Genomic DNA, 11,174 nt, shown 5'->3' with positions numbered 1-11,174 from the left:
AGTAAATAATGGTTTCAGACTTCATGTTCCCCCTTCTTTTTCTAAAGTACTGCCAGTAACTTAAACCTGACACCCCACAGCTTATCCTAACAGTATCCTGAATTTGGCAATATCTTTTTAATCATGGGGGAATAATATAATATGGTGGTGAGAATGGTAGAAAGGTTAAAAGTAGGTGTTGTGGGTTGTGGAAATATCTTTAATCTCGCTCACAAGCCAGCATTGAAAGCACTAAGACACCTAGCTAAAGTAGTGGCTGTGATGGATATTAACGAAGAGGCTGCAAAAAAAGCTGGAAAAGAATTGAATGCCAAAGTATATACAGACCTAGATGAATTTCTGAACGAAGACATGGATGTAGTAGAGGTTTTAACACCAACATACACCCACGCTGAGATAGCAATAAAAGCCCTAAAGGCTGGAAAGCACGTAATCGTTGAGAAGCCTATAGCCTTAACGGTAGAAGAAGCAAAAGAAATGATAAAAGAAGCAGAACAACAAGGCCTTAAACTCTTTGTAGGTCATGTGAGAAGGTTTGACAAGAGATGGATCCAAATAAAGGAGGTCATAAAGTCCAGGAACATACTACCAGTGCAGATAAGAAAAACTGAAGTTCAACATCTTCCATTCCCAGCCGACTATTGGTACTGGGATGAATCCAAGAGTGGAGGAGTTGCACTAGATTTAGGGGTTCACGTAACTGACTTTCTTAGATGGTTCTTTGAAAGCGAACCAATAGAAGTTTTTGCCGTAGGAAAGGCCATAAGAGGCGAAGCAAGAGTTAACAAAACCTTTGATCACGTAATAATGTTCATAAAGTTTGAAGGAGAAAAAACTGGAATCGTCGAAGTGAGTTGGAGCTATCCACTCCCAGCCAAATATGGAGTCTTCTACCACCACCTGGACATCATAGGAAAGAATGGAAGAATTAGATATACACCCTTAGATGCTCCAGTGGTGGGAGTTGTAAAGAGTAGTTTTGAGATGCCTCGCTTTTCCCCAATGCTCTCAACGTTTCCAGAAGCCTTTGAAGCTGAGCTAAAGCACTTCTTCGAATGCATTAGGTCAGAATGTGACCCGATCGTTACAGCTAAAGACGCATTGATAGCCTTATATATAGCTGAAAAGGCAAGAGAGAGTATAAGAAAGGGCGAACCAGTTAGATTGAACGTGGAGGAGCTGACCTCCTCCTCGCCGTGAATGGCGAGGGTTCCCACAGGGAACACCCTCCCCACGGTCGCCCGTGCTTCATTGGGCAGGTTGGTGTCATCGGGCACGGTCAGAGGCACCCTCACCATAAGGTAAGCGAAAAGTATTTAAAAGCTTTACGCAAAAAACATAATGAGTGCGTGAGATGAAGCTCACGCTAAAGATGAAAATGAGACCATTAACAAGGAGCAAAGAATGGATGCTAGAACAATCTATAGAAGCCTTCAAGGCCTGTGTAAATGATTGGCTTAGTGCAATTGCTCAGCTTGGGGAGAAGCCCAACAGGGGCAACCTCCATAGATTTGCTTACAGAGCAATTAGGGACAAATACCCCCAGCTACACAGCAATGTTGTCCAAGATGCCATGAACTTGGCAATCGAAATCTATCGCTCTTGGCTCAAGAACGGAGGAGAATTTCCGAAGTTTCGCTCTGATGTTATTTACTTTAAAGGTGTTGATGTTAGGATAGAAAATAACGGATTGGTTGTCCCTTTAATGGGGAGGAGGGTTTATTTGCCACTATACGTTCCAAAGAAGTACAAGAAGTATCTTCAATACAAACACGGTAGAGTTATTATAAAACGTGTTGACAAAGATTGGTATGCGTTGGTCTCGGTCAATGTTCCAGAAAAAGAACCAATAAAGCCCGTTGGAACAATTGGGGTGGACTTGGGATACTACAACTTGTTGGTGGCAAGCGATGAAAAGGGAAGAGTAGTTATGAGGGTTCAAGGGGACATATTAATAAGGCATAAGGAACATATGGAAAGGTTGACTGCTAGAAGGCAAGAGAGGCTTATGAAAAAGTTCGGCATTTATGCTAGGACAAACCACAAAGACAGGAGGTTTGTCAATGACTTAAACCATAAAATTGCTAAAGCACTTGTTTTAAAGGCAAAGCAGTTGAATAGGGCTATTGTCCTTGAGAAGCTGAAGGGGCTGAAAAAGCAAAGGAGGCCGAAACTATTGAGGAAAATTTTACACCTTTGGAGCTATGCAGACTTGATAGCAAAAATAGTTTACAAGGCAAAGCTATACGGTGTGCCAGTAATTTTTGTAAGCCCGAGAGGGACTTCAAAGACGTGTTCAAACTGCGGTTACTACGTTAGAACTTTCAAAGATGATAGAGTGTTTAGGTGTCCAAAGTGCGGCTTTGTGGCTGATAGGGATTATAATGCCTCAATAAATATTGCGAAAAAAGGTTTGGAAGAATTAAGAAAGCGGACTTTCCTCCCCACCCTAAAGGACGAGGCTTCCAGCCCACAAGGATGGTGATGTGAGATGGTAAGGTTTGGGATTATAAGCTACGCTCACCCTCACGCGTTGAGGTATGCCCCCGTAATTAAGGCGAGCAGAAGGGCTAAGCTTGTTGCAATATCAGGAGATGGGCCGAACTCTGGAGTTGCAAAGTTAGAAGCTAAGAAGTATGGAGCAAAATTCTATCCAACATATGAAGAATTGTTAAAGGACAAAACAATAGAGGCGGTTTACATTGCTACTGAAACATACAAGCACAAAGAAGTAGCAATAAGAGCTGCAGAAGAGGGCAAGCACATACTCCTAGAAAAGCCAATAGCACTAACTCTAGAGGATGGGAAGGAGATAATAAAAGCGGCAAGAAAAGCTGGAGTTAAGCTAATGGTTCCATTCAATCCCAGGTTCACTCAACCATTAAGAAAGGCCAAAGAAATGATAGAAAACAACGAGATAGGAAGGTTAGAGTACATCTATGCAATTTCAGAGTATGTAAAGCCACCAATGTTCTTAGAGGGCCTAGATACAAGCTGGTTCTTTGACGTAAGGAAGAGTGGAGGAGGAGGCTTCATGGATACGGCACCCCATGGAATAGATTCACTCTTCTGGCTTACGGAGAGTGATCCAGTGGAGGTTTATGCCGACATAGGAGCAAAGATATGGGGATTTAAAGTTGACGACATAGGAACCGCACTCATTAAGTTCAAAAACGGAGTTGTTACCCTACTAACAGCAGGGTGGGCGAATCCGAAAGGATACCCCGTGGGACTAGAGATGAAGTACTACATAGTCGGTGACGATGGGTTCCTTGATATAAGAACAGCTTATCCAGACTTCACAGTATATCAAGACAAGACCGAAAAGATTTACTGGGAGAGGGCAGATATAGAGGGGATAATTAACTCATTTATAGATGCAATTCAGCAAGATAAAGAACCTCCAATAACGGGAGAAGATGCACTCAAGAATTTAGCAGTAGTCCTTGCAGCATATGAATCCTCAAAAACAGGAAAAACAGTAAAGATAGAGATTTAGCTTCTACTCCTTAATTATTCCCGAAACAAGATCCCATATCGCCTTCTCTGGATCTTTTGCTTTTGTTACTCCACTTGCTAAAAGAACCCCTACCGTTCCAAGCTCTATTGCCTTCTTAACGTCTTCTCCCGTGGATATTCCAGCTCCACAAAGAACCTTAACCTCAGGATTTACCTTCTTAACCAACTCCACTGTGTTGGTTATCACTTCAGGCTTGGCCTTACTGACTGGGATACCAGTTCCTATCAACTCAGGAGGCTCTACAGCAACATAATCTGGGTTCAAAGCGGCTACAGCCGCCGATACAGCAGGATTATTAGAGCAGACCATTGTCATTAGACCTACTTCTTCGGCCCTCCTTATTGCAGCCTCGAGATCTGCAAGGATCATTCTATTCTCAGAGTGATTGAGGAGAGTCCCTACCGCTCCAGCTTCCTTCACAGCCTCAGGAAGAACGTGTCCAGTATGACTCCCAGGTTTTATCGGGTCTATATGTTGAGCGAATACAGGTATTTCAACGCTTTCGGCAATCATTCTTAGATCTACAAGCTGGGGAGCAACCACAATTGTTACACCTGTTTCTTTGTACACTTTTTCAGCGGCCTTTGCTATTTCTAAAGCCCTTTTTCCAGTTGCCTCTATGTACGTCTTAAAATTGATTGCTATAATTGGCTCCTTGAGTTTAGCCATAGCTTATCACCAATCGTGAAAATTTACTTCAATATTCTTAAATGTTTCTAACAATACTCTTCAAAATTTCGAGAACGTCCCTCAGATCCCTAGCTTTATAATCTCCGTCAATATCTCCCAGAGAAATGGAAATATCAGCTTCCTCAAACATTGATTTGTCATTTTCCAATCCCCAACGGCGATTGTAACATTTGGATTGACTTTTTGCTTTAGCTGTCTTAAAATCTCACCTTTATTGTCAAATGTAACTCTAACTATCACCCCCTCTATCCTTCCCTGGGAATCAAACTTTAACTCATTAGCTACAATGAAATCCACACCTAACTTTTCTCCCACCTTTCTTGCAAGGCACATCAAACCCCCGCTTATTATAGCAGTTTTGAAGTTGTTCTTTTTCAACCATTCAAAGAGCTCTCGGGCGTAGGGTTTAAGGGTAACCTGAGAAAAGGCCTCCTCAACTTCTTCTCTCCTTCTACCTTTCCATAATCTCACATCCATCTCAGCCCATTCATGATAAGTTATCTTTCCCGAGAGAAAAAGAGAAGTATGAACCCTAGCTTTATCACACGTCCCAAATTTCTCGTGAAGAATTTCCCAACTTATCATATCAGTTAACGTCCCTTCTAAATCAAAGGCTATAAGCCCTTTCATTCTTTCCACCCGTATTCCCCTATTAAAGGAACGAAGGCTACCCCACCATGGTTTTTGATCTTAATGCCATCTTTAGTTTTCCTAACTTCTAAAAGCTCTTGCCAGAGGTGATAGCTACCTACAGGAATTATCAACTTTCCACCAATTTTTAACTGTTCAATAAGTGGTTCGGGAATCTTTGGAGCACCAGCTGTGACGATAATAACATCATAGGGAGCCTTGGGAGGAAATCCTTTACTCCCATCTCCCAAAATTACATGAACATTCTTTACGCCTGCTCTCTCCAAGTTTCTTTTTGCAAATTCCACAAGTTCAGGGATCCTTTCTATTGTGTATACATCCGTTTTGACTATTTCAGAAATCAAGGCAGCATTCCACCCACTTCCAGTTCCCACTTCAAGAATATTCATTCCAGGTTTTAGATTAGCGATCTCAAGCATTATTGCCACCATATGAGGAGCCGAGACTGTCTGGCCTGCTGGAATTGGAAGAGGCTCATCAATGTGAGCGTATTTTTTGTACTTATCTTCCACAAACAAGTATCGAGGGTATTTTAGAAATGCTCGCTCCACTTCCTTACTTCTAATTATTCCCTCAGCCTTCAACATTTCCACTGTTCGCATCCACTTTTCGTAAAGTTCTTTCTCATCCATCATTAGAGGAAAATCTGAAGAGTATAAATGCATTACTATATTCTTTGTTTGTTCCAAAATAATCTTTATAAATTCCAGCAGAAAAGGTACAATTCTGACAGGTGCCATAAAAGTGTTTGCCCTTATCTCCTTTATCCTTGTAGTCGTGCTTTCGATAATCATTGTCAGGATTGGAGCAATAGCCCTTGAAATGACTGGCTTATCTAGAGATGTAGCTGCTTTTCAGGCTCAATCTGCCTACTCTGGCACAGGCTTTACAACTAGCGAAAGTGAATACGTAGTTTCCCATCCAGTGAGGAGAAGAATAATTAGAATCCTGATATTTTTGGGAAGCGCAGGAATAACATCAGCGATAGCCACATTAATACTTACTTTTGTTGGAAAGAGTAAGAGTGAGGCATTAACTTCATTGGGAATTCTTGTAATAAGTCTTGTTTTCCTTTACTTCTTCTTCACCTCAAAAAGAGTTGAGAGATGGATGAGAAGAGTCATAAAGAAATTTCTCGAAAAACAATTCCCAGAACTTAAGGTTTACGACTATAATCAGTTGTTAGGACTCTCTAGAGGTTACTCAATCTCTAGAATCCAGGTAAAGGAAAACAGTTGGCTGGCAAATAAAACATTACGGAAAGTTGAACTCGACAAAGAGGGAATCCTTGTACTTGGAATATATAGAAAAACGAAAAATGGGGAAATCTATATTGGCGCTCCAACTGGAATCACAAAGATACTTCCAGGAGATGTTCTCATATGTTATGGACCAGAAGACTCATTACTTAGACTTTCAATGCGTGTGAAAGGTATCAAAGGCGATATAGAGCATAAAGAAGCTATTAAGGAAGCACAACTCAGGAAAATTAAGGAGAAAATGGAAATAGAAAATCAATAACCCACAATAAAAGGCTAAAAATGCAAAGCTTAAAAGATTCAACTTGGGTGTAACTATGAAGGCACCAGATTTGGGAATTAGGATAGGCGTTTTTGAGCATGGAAAAAGAAATAGCATCTCTGATGTCAAGGGAGTTAAAGTTGGTCACGTTACTCTCATAAAAGGAAGGGGAAAATTGATCCCAGGTAAAGGACCCGTAAGAACTGGAGTCACAGCTATTTTACCTCATGATGGGAACATATATAAAGAGAAAGTTTTAGCAGGCGCTTTTGTAATGAATGGATATTCTAAGCCAGTAGGGTTAGTTCAGCTGTGGGAACTCGGGACCATTGAAACGCCAATAATTCTCACGAACACCTTAAGCATAGGAACAGCAATAGATGGGTTACTTGACTATGTTCTCAGGGAAAATGAGGACATAGGGGTCACAACAGGGTCAGTGAACCCTCTTGTTTTGGAGTGTAATGACTCTTACCTCAACGACATAAGGGGAAGGCATGTAAAGAGAGAGCACGTTGTTGAGGCAATTGAAAGTGCTTCAAAAGATTTCGAAGAAGGGGCAGTTGGGGCAGGAACTGGAATGAGTGCATTTGAATTTAAAGGGGGTATAGGGTCTTCCTCAAGGATTGTGGAGGTGGAGGGAAAGAAGTATACAGTTGGAGCTCTAGTCTTGAGCAACTTTGGGAAGAGGGAAGACTTAACAATAGCAGGAGTCCCAGTGGGATTAGAGCTTAAGGACTGGCCTGGGAGAGGTGGTAGTGGAAAGGGAAGCATAATAATGATTGTGGCTACAGATGCTCCTCTAACAGCAAGACAGCTCAACAGATTAGCTAAGAGGGCTGTCGTTGGGTTAGCAAGGACTGGAGGTTATGCCTACAACGGAAGTGGAGATGTAGTGGTTGCCTTCTCGACAGCAAACAAGATAAAACACTATGAGAAGCAAGAGATTTCCATTAGAGCTCTTCCAGATTCGGTGTTATCTCCCATATTTAAAGCTACAGCTGAAGCTGTTGAAGAGGCAATTATTAATTCCCTCCTCCAAGCTAAAACTATGGATGGAAGGGACAATCATATAAGGTATGCTCTTCCCAAGGAAGAGTTAGTGAGGATAATGAAAAAATACGGGAGGATTGAGGAATGAAGTTCATAGTTAAAACCCAAATGGACATGGAAGCTGTGGCTGGAAACTACATCAAAGAAATTCTCCCAGACGCTAAAGTTACAATAGCCCCAGAGGGATATCCTGGGATAGTTATAGTAGAGAGTGACAATGAGAAAGCTCTAGAAAAGATATTGGAGGTTCCAGAGGTCGAGAAAGTTTATCCAGTTTTAATAGAAGTTCCAGCAACACTCGAGGATATTAAGGGAGCTGCAGAGGAGATAGTAAAGTACATAAAAGAAGGCGAGAGCTTTGCTGTTAGAACAAAGAAGAGAGGAAAGAGGGACTTTTCAAGCGTGGACGTGAACGTTGTACTTGGTGCCAGGATCAAAGATTTGACAAATGCTGAAGTGAACTTAAGCTATCCAGACAAAGTTGTTCAAGTTGAAATAATTGGAGACAAAGCGTATATCTCAGTAATCCCAGGAGAAGAATATCTTAAGTGGAAAAAATATCCCAAGGACAAGCCAGACTGTAGGAAACTGTTCAAGAAGCTAACAATCGTTCAGATGCCCTATTGGGGAGATTATAAAACAGCTAGAGCTTTTGGAGAAAAGATAGGCAGGGCAGCCCAGGCCTTTGAAGTTAAAGAGCTAATAATAGCACCCAAGGAAAAGATGAACGCCTACGAGCTTATGGCGTTTATAAGGGGAGTAAAGGAGGGACAAGAGAGCAGATATCAAATTCAAAAGGAAGCCTACCCCTGGGAAGTTGAAAAAGTTCCCGTAAGTGTTTGGGACCTCTACCAGGTAATTAGAGACAAGAGAAGGAGCAGGAGGTTAATCATAATTACAGATCCAAAAGGACCTACTCTTAACGAAGTCAAAGATAAGCTTGCAAAGGACATGTATTACGCCAAGGAAGTTGTGGTTTTCATAGGGTCAAGGGAGGGCATTCCAGTAGGCTTGTTTAGGTTTGCAGATTATGTAGTTGATTTAGCCCCCTACATGACTTTTGCAACCGAGCATGGGATCCCAGCAACACTAGTGGCTTTGTGGACTATATATGAAGAGGAACTTAGGAGGAGAGGTGAGATTAGTGATAAGGAAGATTAAAGAGATAATAAGGCTTTGGAGATCTAAATGTCCATTTATAAGAATTATTGAGGAGTGGAGAATGAAGAAAAAGACAAAAGAGTTCAAGCTTAGCTAATCCTCTATCCCTTTTTCAGTTATTGAGAATACTGCCTCTCCCTCTGGCAAGTGTGGGGCATCAATTAGCCTAGCTATTCTCTTTCCACCCTTTCCTTTCCTTAGGTAAACTCTTAGCGTGGCACTGTGGGCCAAGATGTGACCACCTATAGGCCTTGTTGGATCTCCAAAGAATGCATCAGGCCTTGCTTGTACTTGGTTAGTTACGAAGACGGCTATATCGTATAGATTTGCTAGCCTGTGCAAGTCAGCAAGGTGTTTTGCAAGCTTTTGCTGTCTCTCTGCTAGGGCTCCCCTACCAATGTATTCACTCCTAAAGTGACTCGTTAGTGAGTCCACTATTAGGAGCTTAACGGGCCTATCTGTGTTGAGCAACTCCTTTATCTTATCTTCAGCTTGTTGAACAAGAAGCATTTGATGATTGCTATTAAAGGCTCTAGCAACGTAAATATGCTTTAAGACTTCATCTGGATCCAACCCTCTATTCTGGGCAATTTCCCTTATTCTCTCAGGCCTAAATGTGTTCTCTGTGTCTATCCATATTACAGAACCGTTAAGCCCTCCTTCTTCTGGAGGCAATTGAACCATAACTGCCAGTGTGTGGGCTAGCTGAGTTTTTCCACTACCGAACTCTCCAAACACCTCTGTAATTGCCTGGGTTTCTATACCACCACCAAGAAGCTTATCAAGGCTTTTACTCCCCGTGGAAATTCTCCCTATTGTAGCTCTCTTCTTGAGATATTCATCTGCTCTCATGAATGTTCCCAGGTTAGCTGCCTTTCTTGCAGCTTGAATTATCTTTAATGCTGTTCCCTCGCTTATTCCAGCAACTTCCTTGAGCTCTATTGGGGAAGCTACAGCTATTGCCTCTAAAGTATCGTAACCAGCTTCTCTAAGCTTTTCTGCTGTAGCCGGTCCAACTCCTGGAAGATCTTCTATTGACCTGATTATTTTCTCCTTCTTCTTTTTCTTAGGAGTTTCTTCTGTAGCAGGCTCAAATCCTAATTCCTCAAACTCATCTATCTCCTTAACTTCCTCACCAGCCATCTTCCATCACCCATATGATCGTGAGTCTTCAAGGTGGGTATGACTGAGGGAGTTATATATTTTACTAAGGGTTTTTAAAGGGAAAGATTTTGAGAAATATTTCCTAAAAACGTTTTTTCTAGAAAATGCAGAAATAAAATTACTGATTCTCAGCAGATATCGAATCATAGCCCTCATAGATTTTGAGCTTTCTTCTCGCTCTACCTTTTATTGCATGACCCATTAGCCTTACTATGTTTTCGGCCTTGGCCTTGCCACTCCTCATGAGCTTCTTCTCTGTCTTTATCATCTCAACTTTGAAGGTGTAACCTCCAACTTCTATTACTTCTCCCACCACGAATTCTTCCTCTCTATCCACAACTACCTTAAATGACTGAGTTATTCCTCCTGGGAGATATATTGACACTCCGAAGACCTTTGGGTATGTTAAGCTCTCGCCCCAAATTGTCTGTATCTCTGCTACTTTGGCCTTTCTCACTCTTTTTCCTCCTGGAAGCTCTATGCTAAGTACTTTCACTTGGTCGTTTTCTATCTCAATAACATCTCCTACCTTTATTACCTCATCCTCAGGGAGCACAGCCTTCTCCCTGAAGCTTCTCTCATGTTTGCTAACTATTACTGGAATCTCCCTCAATTTTGGGAGTGTGATCATCCATACGTAACCGCATTCGTTGCACCTTAGAGTAACCTCTCTCCCCCTCTCTTTAATGACCTCTACATCCTCACTTCCACACTCAGGACAAACATAATACTCCTCCATTTTGCTCACCTTAAAAAAGGCTAATTAATTAAGTTAAGAACTTTTGCATGGTGAGGAAAAATGAAGGTTGTGATATTGGGCTCAGGTTCATACAGTGGGACACCAAAGCCATTGTGTAACTGTGAGAATTGTAGCATTGCAAGGAGAAATCCAGCCTTTAGAAGGACAAGATTTTCTCTCTACATAGAAGAGGGAAAAATACTAGTGGACCCAAGTCCAGACCTTCATTATCACCTAGAGCGCTTAAACAAAAAAGTAGAGAATGTGTTTATAACCCACGCTCATTTTGATCACATATTTGGAGTACCAGATCTTCAAGTTTACAAAAAACTTATTATTTCGTCAAATACACTTGGCATAAAAGTTGCAAAGGAACTCTCTAGGCTTGCCTTTGGAAGTGAAGTCCCTTCTGGCTATGAGTGGAGGTATGAGGAGCTTCAATTTTGGAATGAATATTCATTTGACAACTTTAGGGTAATTCACTTCCCAGTTATTCACTCTCTCGAAATTGCTGGGGGTTATCTCTTTGAAATCAAGGGAAGGAGAATAGGGGTTACAGGGGATACAGGGCCAGAGGATACTGTTAGGATAACTGGGGCATCACCTCCTGAAGCCATTCAGTAACATCACCAGGCGGATCACCAAAACTAGAATGAATTCTGACAAAATTATACC

Annotated in this window: 10 protein-coding genes and 3 pseudogenes; 7 read left to right on the top strand and 6 right to left on the bottom strand. The window is 41.6% G+C overall.

The window, feature by feature from the left end:
* The first annotated feature begins 153 nt into the window (after positions 1-153).
* The 3 genes from PWP39_RS08495 (at position 154) to PWP39_RS08485 (ending at position 3,499) form a co-directional block, all read left to right on the top strand.
* Positions 154-1,200, top strand: a complete 1,047-nt coding sequence (locus PWP39_RS08495) for a Gfo/Idh/MocA family protein (protein WP_011013057.1) — start codon at positions 154-156, stop codon at positions 1,198-1,200.
* A 154-nt stretch (positions 1,201-1,354) separates the two neighbouring features.
* Entirely contained in the window at positions 1,355-2,485 is a 1,131-nt protein-coding gene (locus PWP39_RS08490) for an RNA-guided endonuclease InsQ/TnpB family protein (RefSeq protein WP_014835532.1), read from the top strand.
* Between the two features lie 6 nt (positions 2,486-2,491).
* A complete protein-coding gene (locus PWP39_RS08485; protein ID WP_011013059.1) occupies positions 2,492-3,499 on the top strand; it encodes a Gfo/Idh/MocA family protein in 1,008 nt (335 codons plus the stop codon).
* A 3-nt stretch (positions 3,500-3,502) separates the two neighbouring features.
* Here PWP39_RS08485 and tpiA read toward each other — a convergent pair whose 3' ends face one another.
* The 3 genes and pseudogenes from tpiA to PWP39_RS08470 all read right to left on the bottom strand — a co-directional run bounded on the left by tpiA (position 3,503) and on the right by PWP39_RS08470 (position 5,493).
* Complete coding sequence (tpiA, locus tag PWP39_RS08480) at positions 3,503-4,189, bottom strand: triose-phosphate isomerase (RefSeq protein WP_011013060.1); 687 nt, start codon at positions 4,187-4,189, stop codon at positions 3,503-3,505.
* A gap of 37 nt (positions 4,190-4,226) precedes the next feature.
* A pseudogene (locus PWP39_RS08475) lies at positions 4,227-4,840 on the bottom strand (HAD-IB family phosphatase).
* Positions 4,837-5,493 (bottom strand): protein-L-isoaspartate(D-aspartate) O-methyltransferase, encoded by a 657-nt coding sequence (locus tag PWP39_RS08470; protein ID WP_048059100.1) that lies wholly within the window; start codon positions 5,491-5,493, stop codon positions 4,837-4,839. The pseudogene PWP39_RS08475 and the gene PWP39_RS08470 overlap by 4 nt, the downstream one beginning before the upstream one ends.
* A 112-nt stretch (positions 5,494-5,605) precedes the next feature.
* Here PWP39_RS08470 and PWP39_RS08465 point away from each other — a divergent pair, with 112 nt between their 5' ends.
* Genes PWP39_RS08465 through PWP39_RS08455 form a run of 3 tightly spaced genes read left to right on the top strand, consistent with a single transcriptional unit; the run spans position 5,606 to position 8,596 of the window.
* Positions 5,606-6,382, top strand: a complete 777-nt coding sequence (locus tag PWP39_RS08465) for a potassium channel family protein (RefSeq protein ID WP_011013063.1) — start codon at positions 5,606-5,608, stop codon at positions 6,380-6,382.
* Positions 6,383-6,437: 55 nt separating this feature from the next.
* A complete protein-coding gene (locus PWP39_RS08460) occupies positions 6,438-7,523 on the top strand; it encodes a DmpA family aminopeptidase (RefSeq protein ID WP_011013064.1) in 1,086 nt (361 codons plus the stop codon).
* Entirely contained in the window at positions 7,520-8,596 is a 1,077-nt protein-coding gene (locus tag PWP39_RS08455; RefSeq protein ID WP_011013065.1) for an SPOUT family RNA methylase, read from the top strand. The genes PWP39_RS08460 and PWP39_RS08455 overlap by 4 nt, the downstream gene beginning before the upstream one ends.
* 93 nt (positions 8,597-8,689) lie before the next feature.
* Here PWP39_RS08455 and radA read toward each other — a convergent pair whose 3' ends face one another.
* Positions 8,690-9,739, bottom strand: a complete 1,050-nt coding sequence (gene radA / locus PWP39_RS08450) for a DNA repair and recombination protein RadA (RefSeq protein WP_011013066.1) — start codon at positions 9,737-9,739, stop codon at positions 8,690-8,692.
* A gap of 139 nt (positions 9,740-9,878) precedes the next feature.
* A complete protein-coding gene (locus PWP39_RS08445; protein WP_011013067.1) occupies positions 9,879-10,499 on the bottom strand; it encodes an HVO_0476 family zinc finger protein in 621 nt (206 codons plus the stop codon).
* 60 nt (positions 10,500-10,559) lie between these two features.
* Here PWP39_RS08445 and PWP39_RS08440 point away from each other — a divergent pair.
* Positions 10,560-11,075, top strand: a pseudogene (locus PWP39_RS08440) (MBL fold metallo-hydrolase); the annotation flags it as partial.
* A 7-nt stretch (positions 11,076-11,082) separates the two neighbouring features.
* Here PWP39_RS08440 and PWP39_RS08435 read toward each other — a convergent pair.
* Positions 11,083-11,174, bottom strand: a pseudogene (locus PWP39_RS08435) (IS6 family transposase); the annotation flags it as partial.

This window comes from Pyrococcus sp., assembly GCF_030153625.1.
GTDB classification, from domain to species: Archaea; Methanobacteriota_B; Thermococci; order Thermococcales; family Thermococcaceae; genus Pyrococcus; species Pyrococcus furiosus.
This window is presented reverse-complemented; position numbering and strand designations above follow the sequence as displayed.

Excerpts from the sequence above, each read along its gene's own strand:
- PWP39_RS08495 (WP_011013057.1), top strand. The coding sequence starts at position 154 with ATGGTAGAAAGGTTAAAAGTAGGTGTTGTGGGTTGTGGAAATATCTTT.
- PWP39_RS08490 (WP_014835532.1), top strand. The coding sequence starts at position 1,355 with ATGAAGCTCACGCTAAAGATGAAAATGAGACCATTAACAAGGAGCAAA.
- PWP39_RS08485 (WP_011013059.1), top strand. The coding sequence starts at position 2,492 with ATGGTAAGGTTTGGGATTATAAGCTACGCTCACCCTCACGCGTTGAGG.
- tpiA (WP_011013060.1), bottom strand. The coding sequence starts at position 4,189 with ATGGCTAAACTCAAGGAGCCAATTATAGCAATCAATTTTAAGACGTAC.
- PWP39_RS08470 (WP_048059100.1), bottom strand. The coding sequence starts at position 5,493 with ATGGATGAGAAAGAACTTTACGAAAAGTGGATGCGAACAGTGGAAATG.
- PWP39_RS08460 (WP_011013064.1), top strand. The coding sequence starts at position 6,438 with ATGAAGGCACCAGATTTGGGAATTAGGATAGGCGTTTTTGAGCATGGA.
- PWP39_RS08455 (WP_011013065.1), top strand. The coding sequence starts at position 7,520 with ATGAAGTTCATAGTTAAAACCCAAATGGACATGGAAGCTGTGGCTGGA.
- radA (WP_011013066.1), bottom strand. The coding sequence starts at position 9,739 with ATGGCTGGTGAGGAAGTTAAGGAGATAGATGAGTTTGAGGAATTAGGA.
- PWP39_RS08445 (WP_011013067.1), bottom strand. The coding sequence starts at position 10,499 with ATGGAGGAGTATTATGTTTGTCCTGAGTGTGGAAGTGAGGATGTAGAG.